The sequence below is a fragment of the Corynebacterium sp. CCM 9204 genome, assembly GCF_041357695.1.
Taxonomy (GTDB): domain Bacteria; phylum Actinomycetota; class Actinomycetes; order Mycobacteriales; family Mycobacteriaceae; genus Corynebacterium.
Genome location: NZ_JAUERX010000004.1, coordinates 41,286 through 62,931, shown reverse-complemented (window position 1 = coordinate 62,931; position 21,646 = coordinate 41,286). Strand labels below are relative to the sequence as shown.

The 21,646-nt window shown below is 63.7% G+C and carries 18 protein-coding genes; 5 read left to right on the top strand and 13 right to left on the bottom strand.

Features of this window, described 5'->3' with window-relative positions:
• Positions 1 to 22: 22 nt before the first annotated feature.
• The 5 genes from QWU43_RS09035 to QWU43_RS09015 form a co-directional block, all read right to left on the bottom strand.
• Positions 23 to 3,439 (bottom strand): arabinosyltransferase domain-containing protein, encoded by a 3,417-nt coding sequence (locus QWU43_RS09035; protein WP_370914750.1) that lies wholly within the window; start codon positions 3,437 to 3,439, stop codon positions 23 to 25.
• Positions 3,436 to 5,592, bottom strand: coding sequence for a galactan 5-O-arabinofuranosyltransferase (locus QWU43_RS09030; RefSeq protein WP_370914749.1), 2,157 nt, complete (start codon positions 5,590 to 5,592; stop codon positions 3,436 to 3,438). Before QWU43_RS09030 ends, QWU43_RS09035 begins: the two co-directional genes overlap by 4 nt.
• 72 nt (positions 5,593 to 5,664) lie before the next feature.
• Complete coding sequence (locus QWU43_RS09025) at positions 5,665 to 6,426, bottom strand: decaprenylphospho-beta-D-erythro-pentofuranosid-2-ulose 2-reductase (protein WP_370914748.1); 762 nt, start codon at positions 6,424 to 6,426, stop codon at positions 5,665 to 5,667.
• 42 nt (positions 6,427 to 6,468) lie between these two features.
• Complete coding sequence (locus QWU43_RS09020) at positions 6,469 to 7,935, bottom strand: FAD-binding protein (RefSeq protein ID WP_370914747.1); 1,467 nt, start codon at positions 7,933 to 7,935, stop codon at positions 6,469 to 6,471.
• 142 nt (positions 7,936 to 8,077) lie between these two features.
• Positions 8,078 to 8,317, bottom strand: coding sequence for a hypothetical protein (locus tag QWU43_RS09015; protein ID WP_370914746.1), 240 nt, complete (start codon positions 8,315 to 8,317; stop codon positions 8,078 to 8,080).
• A gap of 66 nt (positions 8,318 to 8,383) precedes the next feature.
• Here QWU43_RS09015 and QWU43_RS09010 point away from each other — a divergent pair, with 66 nt between their 5' ends.
• From QWU43_RS09010 to QWU43_RS08995, 4 genes are all read left to right on the top strand, one after another.
• Positions 8,384 to 8,845 (top strand): hypothetical protein, encoded by a 462-nt coding sequence (locus QWU43_RS09010; RefSeq protein WP_370917660.1) that lies wholly within the window; start codon positions 8,384 to 8,386, stop codon positions 8,843 to 8,845.
• Between the two features lie 44 nt (positions 8,846 to 8,889).
• Positions 8,890 to 9,504, top strand: a complete 615-nt coding sequence (locus QWU43_RS09005; protein ID WP_370917659.1) for a hypothetical protein — start codon at positions 8,890 to 8,892, stop codon at positions 9,502 to 9,504.
• A gap of 77 nt (positions 9,505 to 9,581) precedes the next feature.
• The gene (locus QWU43_RS09000; protein WP_370917658.1) at positions 9,582 to 10,514 is read left to right on the top strand and encodes a hypothetical protein; all 933 of its coding nucleotides are present in this window, start codon (positions 9,582 to 9,584) and stop codon (positions 10,512 to 10,514) included.
• Between the two features lie 138 nt (positions 10,515 to 10,652).
• Entirely contained in the window at positions 10,653 to 11,123 is a 471-nt protein-coding gene (locus QWU43_RS08995) for a GtrA family protein (RefSeq protein WP_370914919.1), read from the top strand.
• 73 nt (positions 11,124 to 11,196) lie between these two features.
• Here QWU43_RS08995 and QWU43_RS08990 read toward each other — a convergent pair whose 3' ends face one another.
• The 8 genes from QWU43_RS08990 to QWU43_RS08955 all read right to left on the bottom strand — a co-directional run bounded on the left by QWU43_RS08990 (position 11,197) and on the right by QWU43_RS08955 (position 20,548).
• On the bottom strand, positions 11,197 to 12,114 hold the full coding sequence (locus QWU43_RS08990; protein WP_370917657.1) for a glycosyltransferase: 918 nt from the start codon (positions 12,112 to 12,114) through the stop codon (positions 11,197 to 11,199).
• Positions 12,115 to 12,209: 95 nt separating this feature from the next.
• The gene (locus QWU43_RS08985) at positions 12,210 to 12,899 is read right to left on the bottom strand and encodes an N-acetylmannosamine-6-phosphate 2-epimerase (protein WP_370917755.1); all 690 of its coding nucleotides are present in this window, start codon (positions 12,897 to 12,899) and stop codon (positions 12,210 to 12,212) included.
• 22 nt (positions 12,900 to 12,921) lie between these two features.
• On the bottom strand, positions 12,922 to 13,857 hold the full coding sequence (locus QWU43_RS08980) for an ROK family protein (protein ID WP_370917656.1): 936 nt from the start codon (positions 13,855 to 13,857) through the stop codon (positions 12,922 to 12,924).
• Positions 13,858 to 13,900: 43 nt separating this feature from the next.
• Positions 13,901 to 14,863 (bottom strand): dihydrodipicolinate synthase family protein, encoded by a 963-nt coding sequence (locus QWU43_RS08975; protein WP_370914739.1) that lies wholly within the window; start codon positions 14,861 to 14,863, stop codon positions 13,901 to 13,903.
• A gap of 48 nt (positions 14,864 to 14,911) precedes the next feature.
• Positions 14,912 to 15,895 carry an ABC transporter ATP-binding protein gene (locus QWU43_RS08970; RefSeq protein WP_370914738.1) on the bottom strand — a complete coding sequence of 328 codons (984 nt, stop codon included), beginning with the start codon at positions 15,893 to 15,895 and terminating at the stop codon, positions 14,912 to 14,914.
• 8 nt (positions 15,896 to 15,903) lie between these two features.
• The gene (locus QWU43_RS08965; RefSeq protein WP_370914737.1) at positions 15,904 to 17,877 is read right to left on the bottom strand and encodes a dipeptide/oligopeptide/nickel ABC transporter permease/ATP-binding protein; all 1,974 of its coding nucleotides are present in this window, start codon (positions 17,875 to 17,877) and stop codon (positions 15,904 to 15,906) included.
• Between the two features lies 1 nt (position 17,878).
• Positions 17,879 to 18,835 carry an ABC transporter permease gene (locus QWU43_RS08960; protein ID WP_370914736.1) on the bottom strand — a complete coding sequence of 319 codons (957 nt, stop codon included), beginning with the start codon at positions 18,833 to 18,835 and terminating at the stop codon, positions 17,879 to 17,881.
• Positions 18,836 to 18,970: 135 nt separating this feature from the next.
• Positions 18,971 to 20,548, bottom strand: a complete 1,578-nt coding sequence (locus tag QWU43_RS08955; RefSeq protein ID WP_370917655.1) for an ABC transporter substrate-binding protein — start codon at positions 20,546 to 20,548, stop codon at positions 18,971 to 18,973.
• Positions 20,549 to 20,870: 322 nt separating this feature from the next.
• Here QWU43_RS08955 and QWU43_RS08950 point away from each other — a divergent pair, with 322 nt between their 5' ends.
• The gene (locus QWU43_RS08950) at positions 20,871 to 21,641 is read left to right on the top strand and encodes a FadR/GntR family transcriptional regulator (protein WP_370917654.1); all 771 of its coding nucleotides are present in this window, start codon (positions 20,871 to 20,873) and stop codon (positions 21,639 to 21,641) included.
• Positions 21,642 to 21,646: the final 5 nt, after the last annotated feature.

The following is a 21,646-nucleotide window of genomic DNA, read 5'->3' as shown; positions in this document are numbered from 1 at the left end:
AACCTGTTCACTGGTGGTTGGTTCAGTCCTCGATCTTCATCTTGCCGGGGTTCCAGAAACCGGAACGCTGTTCGGTACGGTAGTCGATCACCGCGTCTACGGGAGCCTCACCCTGGGAGTTGGTCCGTAGCTCGTAGGCTTCCAGGGATCCCCAGTCGCGGTGCCAATCGTCCTTGAGATAGCTCGGTAGTTCAGTGGCCTTGTTGATGGCCTCCGCGACACCCATGACACCACCGCCGCTGTAATCCTGCCACGGAGAGAGGGTGACTTTTCCACCATGATCGGGGGAGATCCGCCAGAGCGGGGTTTCCGCGACACCGGCCCAGTGGTCGAAGGGGCGCTGACAGGGGAACTGCAGGGATACGGACCAGTCGAGTAGCGCGGGGTCTTCGGAACCGACGACCTCATTCAGGGACTTCAGGGTGGGGACGCGCGGTGGGGTGATCGCGAGCCACTGCTCGGGGTCCAGACTCGTGTCTGCTGCGACGATACGGACGACGTTCGCCTCCGCAGGTAGCCGGTCCAACGGGACACGGAGGTTGCGCCATCCGGGAGCTGGACCGATGTCGAGAGGTTCGATTTCTCCGATGTCGGTCACCCTATCACCGGGTCCCCGTGTTCCGTACTCGATGAGGAGCTGTTGTCCATCCTGACGGACACCGTTGATGTCATCGTGTTTGATGCGACCGGCTGCGGACACGACGAGGAGCGGTGCATCCTTGCGGCGCTCCGGAAGTTGGTACCAGGAGGTGGTGACTTCGGCGGGGAATTGTGGGCCGGAGGTATAGGAACCGAGTACGGGTACCTTGCGGTAGTCGATTCCGAACGGGAGCTGGGCGACGGAGCCGTTGACGCCGACGTCGCCACGGACGCCGCCGCCGGACCCTGAATCCTGCCCGCCGGTCTCCCCGGAAGCCGTGTCATCGTCAGTGGCACCGGCTATGGAACCTGCGCTTGTGGCGGTGGTGTCCACACCGGAGGAGTTGATTGATGGGGGAACGTTGTTGGCGTCAAAACCGCGGTTGTCCTCGCTCTCGAGGGAGTCTCCGAGGGAGGTGCCGCCGACGGGCGTGAGGAAACTGTCGTTCGTATCGGATTCGATCAGGGCATCATTGGCGAGGGCGCAGCTATCTCCGACGAAGGAGCGGGCGTTACCGAGTCCGATGGAGTAGGCGGGATACTGGTCGACGAACCCCTTGCCGAGGGAAAGTACGGAGAACATCACGACGAGTGCGGACACGACCGCGATCGGTGACGCCGCAAGCCCGTCGAAGCGACGCAGCTTCCGCTGCTTCTCTTTCGCGTATTCCTCGGCTTGGCCTCGGGCAGCGGCGCGTGCTGTTCCGACGTCCGAGACGAAGGACTGCACCGCGCCGAGAGCGAGTACCGCAAGAGCGATGAACAGCATCACGGTCGATGCCTCGATGTGGCGGTACTGAATGGTCTTGTCGTACCACGGGATGCCGTAACTGGAGACATACCACCAGCCGTTGGTTCCGGACAGGGAGAAGGCCAGTAGGAACAGGATCGCACCGATGAACAGGGTGCGGGAGCGGGCACTCTTGAGCGCCATGTTGGATACGGCGATGGCGGCGAGTGCGGCGAGTGCGGCGCCGATTCCGGCATACACGCCGAAGTGGTGGGTCCACTTCGTTGGCGTGAACATCATGAAGAACATCGTCCCGAAGAACACCAGCATGAGCCGCATGGACGGACCTTTGGCAGAACCGGGGACGCGACCGTTGCGGAGCACGCTGGCAAGGACCAGTGCGAGGCAGAGGAACAGCATGAGTACCGCGAACCGACGGGCGAAAGATCCGTCGACGGTTTGCTGCATCAGAGTCTCGTAGCGGACCCACTCGTCGTACCAGTGCAGCGACGGGCCCTTCGCGGAGCGCACCCGGATGGATTCGAGGACGGTACCGAGAGTCTGGTCGCCGAAGACCGCGAGGAGAATCGCGGTTCCGGAGGCGAAGAAGGGACAGAGCATCGCCGCAGTCGCGCGTATCGACGTCGCTCGGGAAGAGCCTGGTCCGGCACCGAGCAGTGGCATGCGTCGCAGACCGATTCTGATCAGGCCCGATAGTCCGGCGAGTAGTGCGGCGACCGCCATGAGGCCCGTGGGGCCGGCACCGAGGCACACGGTGGCGATGATGACACCGATCGCTGCGGGCAGAAGCCGGGAGGTGGCGATGGCACGCTCGATCGAGACCCAGGTGAGCAGCGCACCGACGGCGATGACGGGTTCGGGCCGGAGTCCGTTGTTGTAGACCATCCAGAATCCGAGGAAGGAGAACGCCGCCGTCCAGTGTGCGACCCGACGGTTGTTGATCTTCGATCCCAGTCGGGGCAGCACCTCACGGGTGATTATCATCCAGGTCAGCAACCCGGCGATGAGCTCCGGAAGGCGCATCCATATTGATGCGGTGGAGACTTGCGCCATCAGACCGAGCAGATCGTAGTAAGGAGCACCGAACGGGGATTCGGGCACGCCGAACCAGCGGTAGTAGTTGGCCATGTAGCCGGCGTGATCCGAAACCCGGGCCATGGTGAGGAGGTAGCCGTCATCCGAGGTGTTCGCACCGAAGATGTACCACCAGAAGAGCACACCGCCGACGATGGCGTCGAGGATCCGGGGCCGGAACCAGCCGACGGGTAGGAAGCGGCGGGTTCTGCGGCCGTCGAGAATGTCCATCCGGTGCAGTGTCCACAGGGCGACGAGCAGCAGAGCCAGACCCGAGAACATCGTGAGGTACTTCAGCACACTCGGCGTTGAGGTGAAGCGCGAGTTGATTTCGACGTGTGCTGCCAGGCCCCCGTCAATCAGTTGTCGCGTGGTCGATTCATCCCCGGCCAGCTCTGTGTAGATACCGGTGAGTTGTGGGCGCTGATCATCACTCACGGTGCCGATGTATTCCCCGCCGTCGGGGGCGCGGGCACCGTCGATACGGACAGCCGTCTCCTTCTCCGTGGAGGAGACCCGGAGCACTGCCTCCGGTGGCAGGGTTTCGAGCTGCTCAGCACTGAGCTCGAAGGGGACCTGGTTACGCACGATGACGTCCAGACCCGTCGAGGTGAGCCGCACGAAGAGGCCACGGGTAGTGGCGTCCTCGCTGTCCGCGGGCAAGGTTCCGAGGACGGTTGTCTCGTTCTCCCTGAGTTTTGGGAGGGCGGAGATCGGGATGGCAACGTCGATGGACTGTGGAACGTAACTGATCAACGGTGCGTTGACACTGTTCAGCGAATTATTCTGCGGCCAGTTGAACGAGGACTGGGTCTGGGTTACCGGCATGAACGGCGTGAGCACGAACATGAGGAACCCCAGGAGACCACTGACGATGGCGAGGTTGAGCAACCGTCTCGACGCGGTGGGCTGGGTTGTTACGGCGGTGGCTGACACAGCAGACAAGTTTACGTCAGAGCTCCCGGTACGCTTCATCGGTTGCGGATCACCACCACGAACGGTCCGACCTGCTCGATATCCCAGGGTGCCCCATCAGCCGTGAACGGCGCGGGATTGAACCACACCCCCCGGAATCGGACGTTTGGGTTGTTGGGGTAGATATCCTCCGCGATGTCGTATTTCCAGCCTTCTTCGGTATCTTTCGCATCACCCCGCAGGATGAACACATCCGGAGCGGTGTAGGAGGAACGGCTGAGAGCACCCAGGAATTCTTCGGTTCCGGCGAGCGTATTCCACGATGAACTGGCCCACTGCTCGATCTCACGGTTGCGAACATCGAATTCACCCAGCGGGTTCGCGTAGTGGCTGGTGAAAGCCTGGAAGCCACGGTAGGGGTGGTATGACATGAAGTTGTGTTCGTCGGTGAGTACGACGGTGTCCCTGGGTATGTACCCCTTACTGCGGATCAACTCGTCGATTTCGCCGTACCAAACACCGGAATCCGGTGGGTACAGATCGGCACGGACACCATCGCCGTCGGTATCCGTGTAAGCGAGGTCGATTGCGGTGTGATTCCGCTGCGGGATCGTCTGTGCGTACGAGACACCGCCGATGAGTAGCAGCGTCACCATGACGAGAGTGACACTCCGCCCGGTCCGTGCGGAGATCTGGTGTGGGTAGAGGGTGTCTGGTCCGAGGAGCCGGATCTCGGCGATCGCGAACACGCCCGCAGTGGCGAGCTGCAGCGTGACCACTGCGTCCATCCGGAACCCGAGGAGGGTGTTCCCGGCGAGAGTCGCGATCATGGAGGCCACGATCCAGCCGTAGAACACCACTAGGGCGATACCCATCGCACGTACATCCCGGTCGACCGCACGTACCACGAGGAAAATGGTGCCCAGGAGACAGAGCGCACCCACTGCGGAGAAGGACAACATTGGCATCGGGATCTGGGTGCCCGCGTAGGGTAGGTAATGCATCGCCGTGGCCCCGGAGTGCGGCTCTCCGCGCACGATCGCGAGAAGATACGGTGCCCACACCAGTGACGCAATGGCCATGGATGCGGTTCCCATCAGCACCAACCGGCCGAGTGGACGCCAGGATCTGTCGACGATCGCGGAGAACACCGCAGTCACGATCACGATAGACAGTGCGACCACCGCAGTGTAGAGGGTGTAAATCGATGCGGAGGCGCCGAGATAGATGATCATGCCGAGGATCGCGAGTCGGCTTCCGTCGAGGGCTCGGCGCACCAGAACAGTGGAGGCGGGTACACCGAGCGCGACGATTGCCGCGTAGGGCTCCTGCGGGGCGATCACGAGGATCAGGCAGATACTCGTGAGACCGACGCCGGTGGCGACGGTCAGTGAACCGCAGATCCTCTGCCAGGTCGGGACGACCATTGATGCGGCGGCCGCCAGGGAGACCAGTGCCCACGGTTGGAATGCCGCCCAGCCGTCGAGTCCGAGGAGGTGAGCGAAACGTCCGCCGAACCAGAACCACCCTCCGGGATAATAGGAGGGCAGATCAATGTAGTTCATGTCACTCAGGACCGGGGAATCGGTCAACCGGGTGAGGAACTGCGTGCGGAATCCCTGATCAACCGTGATCCCGTCGAGGTACAGTCGGGTCGCGGATAGCGGCAGTGCCAGGGTGGTAACCACCAGTGCTGCCGGGGAGAGATAACAGACCAGATAAGTGAGCCACACCCGCCACCGGGGCCGAGAGGAAGGAATCCGTTCACTGTCGGGGAGTTCGGTGGTCGGTGGATAGGCTTCAGCCGTATCCGGTTCATCGGCCACCACGGACCCGTGACCGCGGGCGAAGACCCTCACTCCGGGAGTTTTATCCCGGCATCGGAGTTGGTCGTGGTGCTCGTCGCGTAGCCAGAGGAACACCAGACTGATCACAAGGAGCAGTACCGCGACGGTGCCGGTGGTGGACAGTGCCCTGGAAACCAGCGAACCACCGAATGCCGGGAGGTGGGTCAGCTTCAGGATGAACCAGCAGAACAAGGTGAGCGCGCCGCCGCCGACCCCGGCTGCGGCGATGGCGAGGACGGTGGCCCGGTCACTGAGTGCGTCCGAGGTGAACTCCGCACCCCCCGCCGGGGCGGTGGGGCCGAAGAATACCCTGTTGCGCGCCGTCCGGGTGGGGTCGGCAGCGATGCCATCCGTCGCGTGTGTCATGTGTTCAAGTCTCCCACACCTGGTCGGGGAACGCCGGACACGGATCGCGGGTGCGGGAGAGTTGCGGATCAGCTAGAAGGGGAGTTTGCGGAAGATCGGCCGCGGAATGTGATCGAAGACCATCATCACGTACTTGAACAGCGGATGAACCCACACGGTGTCCTTACCGTTGGTGACGGCTTCCACAACGGCTTCGGCCACCTGTGAGCGGTCCACGGTCAACGGTGCCTCGTCGACATCGGCGCTCATCCGGGTACGGACCTGACCCGGGCGTACGACCACGACCTTGGCTCCGGAGTCCCGCAGGGCTTCACCGAGTTGACTGTAGAAGCCGTCGAACCCGGCTTTCGTTGAGCCGTAGACGAAGTTGGATCGCCGCACCTTCATGCCTGCGACGGAACTCAGCGCGACAATCGTTCCGTGTCCCTGCGCCGAGAAGCGCTGCCCGAGCAGGACACCGACGGAGACGGCACCGGTGTAATTGACCTGGGCGGAGGCGACGGCCTTGGATTGATCACGCCACAGTTCCTCGTTGTCGCCGAGGGTACCGAAAGCGACGATCGCGATATCGACATCACCGTTCGAGAATGCCTCCTCGATCACGGCCGGGTGACTGTCGAAATCGGTGGCGTCGAAGTCGATGACGCGGATCTCACTGGCGCCGGCGCGTTCAAGCTGCACCTTTGCCTCTTCGAGGTGCGGAGAGTTCTTCCGCGCGGCGAGAGTGACCGCGGCGGGTCCGGCGGCGAGGAATTCGGTGACGATGGCGACACCGATCTCGGACGTGCCGCCGAGTAGCAGGATGTTCTGGGCCTTGCCCACAGCATTGAGCATGTCGTGTTCTACTTCCTGATTGTTCTCGTGCGGAGGTGCGGTCTAGCGCAGTTCGAGGCGACGGGACAGATCGGACGCGAAGACCCCGTTCGGGTCAATCGTGTTGCGAGTATCCAGCCAGGATTGCATCTGGGGGTACATCCGGTGGAAGTTCTCCGCCGTGGTCCGCGATTCCTTGGCCAGGTACAACCGGCCACCGAACTCCATCACCCGGCGATCCAGTTCGTCGAGGAACTGGCCCAGACCTGGTTTGATGGGGAAGTCCACGCACACGTTCCAACCGGGCATCGGGTAGGACAATGGAGCACGGTTACCTTCACCGAAGAGCTTGAACACGTTCAACGCCGAGTAATGGCCCGATGCCTGGATGTCCCGGATGATGTCCTTGAATGGTTCCACGGCCTCACGCGGCACGACGAACTGGTATTGGAGGAAACCCTTGGGCCCGTAGCCGCGATTCCATTCACCGATCAGATCGAGCGGCTGGTAGAACTCCGTCAGATTCTGCACCTTATTACGGTATGTTCCCGACTTCAGCCACCACAGCTCACCGACCGCGATCATCGACAGCTTGTTCATGGTGAATGACGGGAAAATATCCGGGACGGTCACCAACTGGGGTGCATTGAACTTCAGCGGATCCTTCGCCAACTTCGGGGCGAGCTCCTCCAGTTGCGCGAGAGTAGCCAGGGAACCCCGGGAGATTGCCGCACGACCCAGCTTCGGCGGGCCGGAGATCGCGTCGAACCAGGCGGAGGAATAAGTGTAGTTCTTCTCCGAACCATCCGAGTGGAACTCGATCGTCTCGTCGAGGCTGTGTGTCATGTCGCCGTCGGCGATGAAATATGCGGTCTCGGTCCGGGTCATCTTGATTCGTGCGCGGACAATGATGCCCGTCAGCCCCATTCCACCGACTGTCGCCCAGAACAGTGAACCGTCCGGATCGTCGGCGGAACCCTCCGGTTCCAGGTGCAGGATCCGACCGTCGGCCACGAGCAGTTCCATCGAGACCACGTGATCCCCGAAGGAACCGGCCGAGTGGTGGTTCTTCCCGTGGATGTCGGGGCCTATCGCACCACCGATGGTGACCTGCCGGGTACCCGGCAGAACCGGAACCCATAGCCCGTACGGCAGCGCAGCCTTCATCAACTGGTCGAGGGTGACACCGCCATCGACGTCCACGACGGCGGACGCCGAATCGATGGAATGGATGCGGTTCAGCGCGGTCATGTCGATGACCAGACCGCCGGCATTCTGCGCCGGATCCCCGTAGGAACGCCCCATACCGCGGGCGATCACGCCACGACGCAGATGGGCGGGCTTGCTCTCGTTCTGTTCGGCGACCAGCTGCACTGCCTTGACGATCGTGTCGAGGTCTTCCGTTGACAGAACCTCGGCGGTCGTGGGGGCCGTACGGCCCCAGCCGGTCAGTTTCTTGGCTTCTGTGTTCAGGGCTCCGGAGGCACCGTTCGAAGCAACGGTGCTGGACGCGCCCTTATCGCTCGTCATCGCCTGTCCACGCTACTCCCCGAACAACCCTGGTGGGGGCCGATCGGGCCTGATCGGGCAGTTTCCCAGGAAGAACACAGCGTGTGATTTCCCACAATCCCACGCGGTCGGGCACCCGTACGCCGATGCCCGTGGCGGACGACTACAGATCCATCATCTGCCGTATCTCGTCCGGGAGTTCCTCCTGGGACGTGATCTCAGGGCCGACGTACTCACGCAGAATCTCATACACCCGCACCCTGTCGACGCTATCGAGCAATGGAAGTTCCTGCGCCATCAGCATTGTCATGTGCTGGTTCAGCGGTAGCTGGGTGCGCTCCGCCGCGATGTGCCCCGGCGTCTCCCCGGAATTCCGCTTCTGGCCCTTGAACAGTCCGAACATACGGCCAGTCTAACCGGAGACAACACCTGCTCATGCGACGCCCGTCCCGGTTGGTATGCTCCCGGTATGGCAACGACAGACCGGGGGTTGCGAGCGAGGATCATCGCTGATCTGCCGCTCGCCGTCGCGGGTGGAGTTGTTACCGCGATGCCCGACTACATTGACCATCGATTGACCCGCTGGAGTGTTGACGCCGCGGTCCTTGCCGCGGCTACCGTCGGCACGGAGGCCTTGGAACCGATGGTGTCCGCTGGTTCTGCCGACACCGCATCAGCGGAACCGCAGCCCGGTACCAGCCGCCAGGCGAACCCGAAGACCCCCTGGCCGCTACTTGTCACAGGAACCGCACTCCTCTGCGCGGTGGTGCGGCTGGATCACAGGATCACCGCGACACTGGTGGGGCTGCTCCGCTCCCGGGGAGTCGCCCGACCCCACACGGTGCTCGGCGCGTGCATCGTGCCGATCCTGCTGGCGTCCTGCGCACTGGACGACATCGTGAACGAAAGTGATGGGACAACGAAACAGTGACCGGCACACAGAAGAACACATCCACTGGGGGTACAGCAGATCCCGTGCGTCATCCCGTCATTTCCGTCCTCGACGCCACCGACCCGACCCTCCGCGTCGTCTGGCACGTCCAAACCGACCCCAACTCGGCGACCGGGCGCTACAGCGGAGCCTGGATCGTCGGGGAAACTCCCGCACACACCGGTAGTGAAACACCGGAGTCGGAAGGTACGGATGTCGTCGCCACGCGGGACACGGACCCCACGGACCCCGTCACCCTCCTTGAATCCCTCCTACGGCACACCATCGTGCTGCCCGTCGGGGGTACGGATCCGGACACCGTCGAGGGTGCGGGCACCCGTGCGGGCCAGACCAGCTTGAGGGAGATCCACGCAGCCGTCGACCGGGAAACCAGTGAGATCCGTGCCGCCGCGAAGAAAGCCCACGAGGCAAACCCCCACCTCATCGTGCCGCGACTGCCCGCCCCCACTCTTCCCGACGACAACCCGGACAACGGTGCCGCTTTCCATGGTGAAGGCATCGCCCGGGCCGCCTGGTGCACTGCTCAGGCCGTCGGCAATCTCGTTGAACAGTGGTTCGCGATCGAGGGGCAGCGCCGGAGCCGCGCTCATCTCAAGGAAACTTATGGTCCGGACGTTCGACCACTCCCGTTGAGCTGAACCCGGACCCCTCCGGAGGCATGGCACCGGTCCCACCGCGCGGGCACGGGCTCCGTGAGCTGGCTACGCTGGTGAGCATGTCCACCGACCAGACCCGCGGAAACGTCATCGAACTAAGGCCCAGGCGCGACGCCCGAGCTGCCGTGACCGGGACCAGGTCTGAGGAGTACCGCGCACCACGGACCTTGATCGTCCGGGCGACATTGTGGTGCGCGGATCGGGAGATCCACCGTCAGGTTGGACTCAACGATGCGATGTCGCTGTCCGAGCTGCACCGTGTTCTGTCCACCTGCTTCGGTTTCCGCGGACACGAGGGCGGGGCGCCCTGGTCATTCACCGCCGGAGAACACAAGGTGAGAACCAGTGACTGCGTGCACACGGTCCTCGCCGCACCCGGCGACGTCGCCATCTACACGTGGGGACTGTGGCGCATGTTCATCGAGGTCATAGAATCGTATCCGCGGGATCGCGGTACCCCACGGGCACTTTGCATCGGCGGCTCCGGAAGCCTCAGACCCGATGCGACGGGTGAGATGGACTTCGATCCCGCCGACATCAATGCCGAACTGACAGGTACAGCGACGATCACCGCAACTCTCGCCCTGGTGGACACAGAGGTCACGGATCTGATCAACCGCTCCCGTATCTTCGACTTCATTCCGCTCCTCCAAGCGCTGGATCTGGAACGACCGCTCTTTCTCCCGCGCCGGACCCGCATGATTCTGGATGAGCTACCACTGGAACGGACCCCCGAGGCCCGGGATGCGTTCCTAGTTACAGTTCTCACGCTGGCATCACTCGTGGATGCGGACCTCGGTGACAACGTCATCGAATCAACCATGGCCGAAATCGGGTGGGTCGACGATGATGACAGCGTGCTCACGGCAACCCGGACCCGGGAACTCTGCGCCGCTTCCCTCCAAGCCCTCGCAGACGTCGGCGGCTACGGTGCCACTTCCCTGCCTCCCGTTGAACGTCTCGATCTCTACCGTTATCTCCTGCGTCGCTGAACAGCGGGGGAGAAGCGGGTAGCATCACCTGGCGTGGCCGACTACGACGACAACACCGCCCCCGATACCCGCGATCCGCGGCGCACCGATCCGCCCACCGGGAGCCCTGGAGAGAGGCTTTTCGTCTCCTCCGAAGAGATGGCGGAGGAGGTCGCCGCCGGTGCAGACGAATACACCGGCCCCATCCCCGTGGTCCCCGCCTCCGATGGCCGCGACGTGAAGACACAGGGGGTCCGGTTCATCATCTCCGGCGGTATCTCCGCCGTGGTGGACATCGGTCTGACGTGGCTGTTTCAGATGGTCTTCGGCCTGAGCCCGTTTGCGTCCCGCAATATCGGCTTCATCTTCGGCACGATCACCGCCTATGCCATCAACCGACGCTGGACGTTCCAGGCCGCGCCCTCCCGGGCCCGATTCATCGCCGTGACCGTGCTCTATGCGCTCACCTGGGTACTGAACACCCAGTTGTATAAGTACCTGTTCGGGTTCCTCGTGGAGCGGGATGTCCCGGACCTGTTCTCCCTGGTGGTTGCCTTCGTTATCGCACAGGGAATCGCGACCGTGGTGAACTTCGTCGTTCAGCGCACCGTGATCTTCAAGGTCCGCTGACCTCGGGACACGGACTGCCGCCTGTCGACGCCGCGCCGGGCATGGCTCGTTGTGTGATGCAGCGCGTCCGCGGTCAGGGGCGTTCGAAACGTTCCCGGCGCCCCATGCGATGCAGCCGAAGCCAGTCCCGGAACCCCGCCGGGTCACGTTGCTTGACCAGAAAGAACCAGCCGAAACGGGCGTACTCCTGGGGGAGAAGGTGGCGCATGCCGGGTTGGTTCATCAGGTAGCCGCGGTTGCGGTAGGTAAAGAAACGCTTCCCCTCGTTGTCGGGGTACTGGGTGTGCATCCGCCCACCCAGGATCGGCTTGAACTCGTCCGAGCCATCCGGGTGCAGGTAGGCGCAGCGCAGGCAGGTACCGAACTTCAGCCCGGAGCGGGTCAGTCGGCGGTGGTACTCGACCTCGTCGCCCCGGATGAACAGCCGGAGATCCGGGACACCGATACGTTCCATGGCTGCCGCGGAGATCAGCGCGCCATTGAACAGGGAGGCGATAGCGGGCAGGAGATCATCGTCCGGATTCGCCGGGTCGATGAGCTCACCGCGCCTGCGCCGCCACTCCAGCCCTCGCCGGAGAGGGAAGGCGAGGAGATCCGGATCATCGAGATTGCAGACCACGGGGGAGACCTCGTCCAGGCCGTGCCGCTGCGCGCACTCCTGCAGAGTGGCGAGCACGTCCGGCCCCTCTGGCCGACCGTCATCGTCGGCGCACCACACGGCATCCGCGCCCAGGGCGAGTGCGGTGAGGAACCCGTAGGCGAAACCGCCCGCGCCGCCGAGATTCGTGTGCGAGGGCAGGTAGATGCCCCGGTCCCCGGCGATCTCCGCCACCACGTCCGACACGGCCCGCTCGCAACCGTTGTCCACCACGATGATCCACTCCACGGGCGCCGACTGGGTGGCGACGACCTCGAGGGAGGCCCGCAGGAGATCGGCGCGACGGTGGGTGACGATGACCGCTGCGACGCGGTCCGAGGTGGTGAGAGCCATGCGCCCATTGTCGCACAGGGATGTGGCCGTGGAACGTCGTCACGCGCCGACTTAGGGGGAAACCCGGCTGGCGCGCGGAAGCGGTGCAGACCCCGTCAGCCTTTAGGTACGAACCAACTGGTGATCGTCGTCGGGTGCGTGATGGCGGTTCCGACGCATGCGGCGAACGCACCGCGCTCGAAGACGCCGGCGACATCCTCTGGTCGGTGCAGACGTCCTTCCACGAGAACCGGCCGGTCCACGACGGCGAGCACCTCGTCGATGAACGCGTGGTCGGGGCCGGGGGTCTTCTCCCGGGCGTGCTCGTAGCCGGGGGTGTAGCCCGCCAGCGTCGTGCCGATGATGTCCGCACCCGACTCAGCGGCGGCCACCGCATCGGGGACGGAGGCGCAGTCCGCCATGACCGCGACACCGGGGAACTCGGTGTGGATGGCCGCCACTGCGTCAGCGAAGGATTCACCGTTGCCCCGCTCGCGGAGGGTGGCGTCGATGGCGACGACATCCGCGCCCGCCAGCGCGCACGCCCGGGCGTGCGCCACGGACGGGGTGATGTACACGCCGTCGTGGCCGTGCTTGATCAACCCGATGACGGGAACCTCGACGGCCTGCCGGGTGGCGGCGATATCCGCGACGCCTTGCACCCGGACCGCTCGGGCGCCTCCTTCGACGACGGCCTGGGCCATTGCCGCGGTGATTTCCGCGCGCCGTAGCGGTTCGCCGGGATAGGCCTGGCAGGACACCACCAGTCCGCCGCGGAGGCGGTCGAGGAGGGCGTCGATGCTCATGTCACTCATTGGGCGGGGCTCCTTATCGGATAGTGAGGGTGTTGCGGGCGTGGTGTGCCGCTCCGACGAGCGCGGCGTTGTCGCCCAGCTCGGCGGCGACCAGGGGAGTGCCCCGGAGCGGGGCCATCAGGGTTTCAGCGTAAGCCCCACGGAGCGGACCCCACCACGACTCACCCATTCGGGTGACGCCACCGCCGATGACGACCAGTTCCGGGTCGAGCGCGTTGACCAGTGAGGCCACGGTTTGGCCGGTGATCGACCCCGCAGCCGTGATCACATCTGCGGCGAGGGTGTCGGTCCGGGCGGCCGCCTGGAGCTGGTGCCCGTTGTCCACACCCCGCCCACCGAGCTCGGCGTAGAAACGTGTCATGCCGGGGCCTGCGGCGAGGTTCTCCAGCGTGTCGGTGTGTCCGGCACAGCTCTCGGGAGTCGTCGTGGTGACCCGGATCTGCCCGATGTGCCCCGCGACACCGTGTGCCCCGGGGATGAGATGGCCGTCGGTGATGATGGCTCCGCCGATTCCGGTGCCGACGGCGACCATCAGCATCGACTTGTGTCCACGCCCGGCACCTCCGGCAAGTTCGCCGAGGCCATGGGCGTGAACGTCGTTGATCACGGTGCAGGGAATGCCGAGTGCTCCCTCGATCTCCGTGGCAAGCTCGGTGCCCGCCCACCCGCGGATGGCGTCGGTCGCGGAGGTGATGCGTCGCCCGTCGGGGCTGACGACACCGGCACTGCCGATTCCGACGTGCGTCGGTGCCGTGCCCGGGTCGGCGTCGATGACGCGGCGCGCGACCCGCAGCACCTGCCGGATGACGGCGGCACCGTCCTCGCGGCTCGGGGTCGCCGCGGTGGACATCCCCCTGACGGTGTTGTCCGCGTCAACGAGGGCCACGTTGATCTTCGTGCCGCCGATGTCGACCGCGAGAACGCGGCTGTCGGCACTGTCACTGTTCACGGGGGCCGTCCTCTCTCGGTGCTTGTGGCTGTGATCCGGTGGATCAGGAGGCGAAGGGGGCGATCCGGACGGCATCCGGGTCGACCGTCGGCTCCAGGCTGCACGACCTCAGTACCTCGGCGATGGCGGTGAGGTTCCCACCGGTGAGGGCGGCGACGGGCTCTGGCATGCGGTTCGTGGAGAAGACACCGAGGAGCATCAACGCGGTCTTGAAGGCGCCGACCCCTGCGCCGAAGCCGACGGCCCCGGTCGTGACAAGGACAATGCGCATGAGGTCAGTGAGGTGGTCCTGCTCGGCGCGGACCGTGTCCCAGTCACCGGCACGGTAGGCGTTCCACTGACGGACGTAGGCGTGTGGGTCGACGTTACCGAGGCCGGGTACACACCCGTCGGCGCCGGACATGTACGCACCGTCGACCACGACCTCGTGGCCGGTGAGCAGTGTGAGGGGATGACCTGCGGCGGCATTGTCGCGGGCGAGGAAACGGAAGGACACGTCATCTCCGGAGGAATCCTTGACACCCGCCAGAACCCCGTCCAGACCCAACTTGAGTAGTAGATCACCGGGCAGCTTCACATGTACGCAGACGGGGATGTCATAGGCGAACAGGGGCAGTGCCACAGCTTCGTGGATCTTTCGGAAGTGGCGCTCAATCTCGTTGACCCCGCCGAGGGCGTAGAACGGCGCGGTGGCGACGATCGCGTCGGCGCCGAGTTCGGCGGCGGTGCGGGCGTGTTCGATCACCCGGTTCGTCTCCGTGTCGATGCACCCGACTAGGACGGGGACACGCCCCGCGACGGTCTCGACGGCGGCGGTGATGATCTCGCGGCGGCGGTCATCGGTGGAGAAGACGACCTCTCCGGATGACCCGAGGAAGAACAGGCCGTGTACACCGGCGTCGATCATGCGGTTGACCACGCGGTCGAAGCTGGCACGGTCAAAGTTGCCGACATCGTCGAGTGGTGTGACTACCGGCGGGATGACACCGGTGAAGGGGGATTCCACTGTGGGCTCCTAGGTGATTTTTCAGATGTTGGTACGGCGGACTGGCCGTCAGTTGGCGAATGCGGACTTCGCGGGGTGCAGGAGTGACGGGGCCGCACCGAGCAGGGTACGCGTGTACTCGTCGCGTGGATTCTCGAGGATTTGCTGTGCGGGCCCCTCTTCGACGACGGTGCCGCCGTTCATGACGGCTATCCGATCCGAGACGTAACGCACGGTCTGGATGTCGTGGGAGATGAACACCATGCCGAGATTGAGTTCCTCTTTGAGGTCCGAGAGTAGGTTGAGGATCTGGGCGCGGACCGACACATCGAGTGCGGAGGTCGGTTCGTCGGCGATGATCGCGTCCGGGTTCAACGACAGGGCGCGCGCGATGGCGACACGTTGCCGCTGGCCACCCGACAACTGACCTGGGAGGGCCTGTAGAACGCTCTCGGGGAGTCCGACCAGGTGGATGAGATCCCGGATTCGTTCCTCGCGGTAGCTCTTGTTGTTGATCTTGTGAACGACCATAGGGTCGAGCAGTTGTTCGGCGACGATCATGCGCGCGTTCAGGGCGGTCGCAGGGTCCTGGAAGACGACGGACACGACGCGGCCGATTTGTTTACGATCCTTCGCGGAGCGTTTGGTCACCTTACGGCCCTGGAAGTACACCTCGCCCTCGGTGGGGTCCTGCAGGCCGCACATGACGCGGGCCGTGGTGGATTTTCCGCAGCCTGACTCACCGACCAAGCCGAGGGTTTCACCGGGATTCAGCTTCATGGTGACGCCGCGGACGGCGTGTACGAGGTTCGGCCTGAAGATGCCGCCGGATCGGGAGCGGAAGGTCACGGAGACGTCCCGCAGCTCGATGATGGGGGTCAAACCGTCGTGCCGGGGGTTTGCGCGACCCGTGGTATCGACCCGACGACCGTGGATCGTCTCGTCAGCGTGATCGGGAACGGATTCAACGGACCCCTGTTGAAAGGAATCCAGGGCTGCCTCGGTCTCGGTGCGGATGACCTCGTTGGAATCGTGCTTGTTGTGCTTGGACATCGATGTGCTCACTTTCCGCGCTCGGCGAGTTCGGGTTGCACTGCGTAGTAATGGTGCTCGCCACCGGCACGGGTGAGCACCGGGCGGGTGTCCAGACCGACGGTCGGATGCGAGGAACGCGGCGCGAAACGGTCACCGCGGGGGAAGTCCCGCGGGCTGGGCACGACACCGGGGACTTGGTGCAGTCGCCCGGAGCCGGCCTCGATGGACAACACCGAGCCGAGGAGACCACGGGTGTACTCGTGCCGGGGATCGGTCATCAGTTCAACCGTGGGAGCCTGCTCGACGACCTGGCCGGCGTACATGACGGTGATGGAGTGCGCGACTTCCGCGACGAGTGCGAGATCGTGCGAGACGAAGATCATGGCGAAGCCGAGTTTGTCCTGTAGATCGTTGAGCAGTTCGATGACCTGCTTCTGTACCGTCACGTCGAGTGCGGTGGTCGGCTCATCGGCGATGATCAGCTTCGGGTCCCGGGTCAGCGCCATGGCGATGAGGACACGTTGCCGCTGGCCACCGGAGAGCTCGTGCGGGTAGGACTCCAGAGTGCGCTTCGGGTCGAGGCCCACGAGTTCGAGGAGTTCCTCTGCACTCCGGGTGCCGCCACGCTTGGTCAACTGTTTCATCTGGGATTTGATGAGCATGGACGGGTTCAGCGAGGAGAGTGCGTCCTGGTAGATCATCGCGATCTCGTGGCCCCGGAGCGCCGCGTGCTGTTTTGTCGAGAGCTTCAGCAGATCGGTGCCGTCGTAGAGGATCTGGCCGGTGATCGTCGCCCGGTGATCGAGCAGACCCATGATCGTGAGTGCCGTGATGGATTTGCCGCAGCCGGATTCACCGACGAGTGCCATCGTCTGCCCGGGGCGGACCTCGAAGCTGACGTGGTCGACGACATCGACGTCTCCGTGGCGTGGGAAGCGAAGGCAGAGATCGTTGACCTCAAGCAGTGGGGGAACGGAGTAATCGGGGATGAATCGGTCCGTACGGCGGGACTCCATCTCGCGTAGTTCGGCGAGTCGCTTGTTTAGGTCCTCCTCCTGTTCCCGGTAGGCGGCGACGGGATCGGATGCCAGGCGGTCGGCCTCACGCTTGCCGTCGGTGCCCGCCGGATCGATCTTGGTCGCCCCTGGTGCGGCGACGAGGGCGTCGGTGATTCCTTCCGCGAGTACGTTGAGGGAGAGAACGGTGATCATGATGGCGAGGCCGGGGAACATTGCGGCCCACCAGAAACCGGTGAGCACACCTTGACGTGCGGAGGCGATGATCGAACCCCAGGAGGGGTCGGGCTCGGGGACACCGGCGTTGATGAAGGACAGGGAGGCCTCGAAGACGATCGCGTCGGCGACGAGGACGGTGGCGAACACGAGGATCGGTGCGACGCAGTTACGGGCGACGTGTTTGATCAGGATCCAGGTGCGGGCAGCACCGGAGACAACGACGGCGTTAACGTAGTCCTCCCCCCACTGGTCGAGGACGTTGGCGCGCACGACACGGGTCAGTTGGGGGATATACAGGAACCCGATGGAGAAGATGAGGATCGGGATTGAGTTCCCGAAGACCGCGATGAAGACGGCGGCGAGTGCGATCCCGGGGAAAGACATGATGATGTCGAGTACGCGCATCAGGGTCTCGGACACCCACCGGGAGCTGACTGCGGCGATGGAGCCGAGGACGGCTGCGCACGCGAGGGCGAAGAGGGTCGCGCAGATTCCGATGGTCAGGGAGATCCGGGCGCCGTAGACCATGCGCGAGTAGACGTCACGGCCGAGGTAATCGGTGCCGAACCAGTACTCGGAGTCCGGCGCCGCATTCGGCCTGGTGATCAGGAGTGGATCGTGGGTCGCGAACACCGGCGCGAACACGGCGATGATGACGATTGAGACGAGGATGACGACGCTGATGCGTGACGGCACCGACATCGCCCGCCAGCGGCCGAACCTCAGTCCAGGCCTGGACAGTTTGGTGGTGAGTTCTCTGCGCATGTCACACCGTCCTGATACGCGGGTTGATGAGGATGTAGAGCATGTCGACGACGATGTTGACGACAACGAAGGCGAGCGCCACCGTCAGCGTCACACCCTGGACGAGGTCGGCATAGTTCGACTGGATGCCCTCGAGGATCGCCTGCCCCATGCCAGGAAGGGCGAAGATGACCTCGATGATCACGGCGCCACCCATGAGATAGCCGATCCGGAGGCCGAGAACGGTCACCGGCGTGATCAGTGCGTTGCGCAGGACGTTGCGGGCCACGACGACGTGCTTGGGGATGCCCGCACCGAGCGCGGTACGTACGTAATCCTTGTCGAGTTCCTCCACCATGGAGGTACGGACGACGCGGATCAGGGAACCGGCGACCGGGATTCCGAGGGCGAAGGCGGGCATGAGCATCCGCATCATGTAGGCCTTGGGATCGGACTCGAAGGCGATGAGTGGGCCGGATGCCGGAAGAATGTCATTGTTGATGGTGAACGCCTGGATCAGCAGAACAGCGAGCCAGAAGGATGGCGTCGCAACGAAGATGATCGAGAAGATACGGATGATCTGGTCAATCCAGGAGTCGCGGTAGAGCGCTGCGAGAACACCGAAGATGAGAGCCATGACGACCGCGATGATCAGGCCGTAAAAGGTTAGAGAGATGGTGACCGGGAACGCCTCCGCGATTCGTCCGGAGACGGGGAGCCGCTGTGAGGTGTAGGTTCCGAGATCGCCGTGTAGGAGGCCGCCGAGGAAAGCGAAGTAGCGGACAAAGAGTGGGTCATTCAGGCCGTATTCCTCGTGGTAGGCCTCAATCTGTTCGGCTGACGCGCCTTCACCGAGGGCGCCGTACGCCGGATCAACCGGGTTGAAGGACATCACGAAGAAGACGAGGAATGTGATGCCCAGAATCATGACGGGGAGTGCCAGGAGGCGGCGCCCGATGAGCCTGATCAGGTTGGACACGTGAGTACCTCAAGTAGTTGTCACGGACGGGGATCCGGGTGCGGTGGCGTCACGACGCCCGGTTGTGGACGATGCGACCCGTGGCCCCCGCGTTAAGCGGGGCGGGGGCCACGGTGTCTGCTTCGGGTGGGGGTGTTACTTGGTGTTGACGTCGAGGAACGAGATGCCGGTCAGAGCGATCGGCTGGAATCCCTCGATCTTGTTCTTGTTCCACGCGGAGGTGACGCTGCGGTGGAACAGCGGGTAGATCGGAACTTCTTCGGCGATAACGTCATAGGACTGGTTCCACAGATCCTGTTGCTCGTCGCCGGTGGCACGGACGGCCTTGTCCATGAGTTCGTGGAGCTTGGTGTAGCCCTCGGACCCCTTCCAGCCGGAGCGCTTCTGGGTCCAGGCGTTGTCGCCGTACCACCAGTTCATCAGCAGATCGGGGTCATTGCCGAAGACCGAGGGGTCTCCGGGAGCGAGCACCACGTCGAACTGCGGGTCATCCACGTCCGTGACGTTGGAGTACATTGCGCCTGACGCCTGGGTGTCGATGGTGTCGACGGTGATGCCGGCACCGGCGAGCTGCTGCTGGATGAGCGGCGCCATGTTGGCGATCCAGCCGTGGTCTGTGGTGTTGAGGGTGAAGTGCAGATCCTCGACACCGGCCTCCTTCAGCAGTTCCTTCGATTTCTCGGGGTCATAAGAGTAGACCTCGGACGCCTTGTGGTAGTTCGGGTGTGCCTCGGGGAGGAAGGAAGTTGCTACCTTGGCGTTGCCGTCGAGGGTGTTGTCGATCAGCTCCTGGGAGTCGATTCCGTAGAGTACCGCCTGGCGGACCTTCGGGTCGTTGAAGGGAGCTTTCTGGGTGTTGAACATGACGAAGGGGAGGTTGAAGCCCTGCTTGGACTCCATTTCGACCTTGCCTTCGAGCAGGCTCTTGCTCACGGAGGGAACGTTCTCCATGGCGACGACGGAGCCTTCGCTCATGGCGGTGACTCGCGCTGTGTCGTCGACCAGGATGTCCCAGCGCATCTCATCGGCACCGGCGGGGCGGTCGCCGTTGTAGTTCTCGTTCTTGGTGAACTTGACGTGCTTGGACTTGATGGCTTCGGTCATCTTGTACGGGCCGGTACCGATCGGTGCGGACTTCAGCTCGTCGTCGGTCTGGTCCTGGGGGACGACCTTGACCAAGGAAATGCGTTCGTTGACCAGGGAGAAGGGGTACTTCGTCTTGATGGTCACGGAGTTGTCGCCGTTGGCTTCGACGGTGTCGATGAAGCTCAGCATGGGGGCGTAGAAGCCTTCCATGGTGCGGTTGAATGCGGCGACGACGTCGGCGGAGGTCACGTCGGTTCCATCGGAGAACTTGGCGCCGTCACGCAGGGTGACCTCGTAGGTGGTGTCGTCCACCTTGTCGGGCAGCGCCGCGGCGAGAGCCGGATAAACCTCACGCGTCGCCGGGTCGAGTTCAGTCAGACCCTCCATGGTGTGCCAGTTGGCGGCGAGGGCAAGAGCGGAGGTGGTCGTACCGGGATCGTAGTTGTCGGTGTCGTATCCGACGGCGGCGGTGATGATGCTGGTGCCGTCGCCGGTGTCACCGGAGGCACCGCCGCTTGAGTTTGTGCCGGTGGTGGTGCCGCCGCCACAGGCGGTCAGGCCGAGAGCGGCGATGGCTACCAGCCCGGCCATTCGGGCCAGTGTGCGCTGTGAAGTGGGTGCTCGCATTAGGGGCTCCTCAGTGGGGGACGCGGGAAACTTGTCAGACATCTAACGATGTTCATGATACGTGGTGAATAACGCCAGCTCAACGATATCCGAAACACATGGTGAACAAACTCAATATATTGGTTCGTGACATGTGCTTTTAGGATTGCACACTACCCCCACGGGGGTGTGTTAAACGGGTAATCCGTGATAGTTCCATGAAGTGAGATGTGTCTGAATATACTGAAACTATGGCCACAGGCACAGTTGGTGCACTGATAGATTCCCGCCACAGTGTCATCTATGGGATTGGCATGTCGGACAACCGTGATAGCTTGGGAGCATGAGCAGGACGCATGCCGGAGATCCGGGGACAGACTCGGTGGAGGAGCGGCCCGTGGGGCGGTCGGTGTCACGAGCCCGGGCGCAGGTGCCTAACCGGAAGGATGCCACCAGCGAGGCGATCAAACAGTTCATTCTGGATAATCAGCTACGCCCGGGGGATCCCCTCCCCGGGGAGACCAGTCTGGCTGAGGCACTGGACGTCTCTCGATCCTCCGTCCGGGAGGCACTGCGCCGACTTGAGGCACTCGATATTGTCGTCGTCCGCCGGGGGGCAGGTTCATTCGTGGGCGCATTGTCTATGTCTCCGCTGGTGGAGGCCCTCATCTTCAAAGCGACGTTGTCCGCGGGCGGCGATCTGGCCACACTGCGTGAGGTGGTCCGGGTTCGCAGGTTCCTGGATCTGGGTATGGCGGAGACGCTCTGCGGGAAACTGCGCGGAACGAATCAACCTGGGTTGACCGCACTGGTTCATTCGATGGTGGACAGCGCCGAACGGGGAGAAACTTTCTCGGATGCGGATCTCGCGTTCCATGACGGGCTGCTCGCCCTTGCCGGGAACGAGGTTGTCCGGCAACTGGTCAGTTCCTTCTGGCAGATTCATCAGGCGGTGGTGCCCACCCTGGGATTGGCCGTACACGAGGGACTCGTCCAGACCGCGCACGCCCACGGTGACATGCTCGAGGCGGCGATGGCGGGCGATGTCCGCGCCTATGAGCGGGCGGTTCGGGATCACTATCGGCCGCTGGAGATGATCCTCGACAACCGGTAACCGCA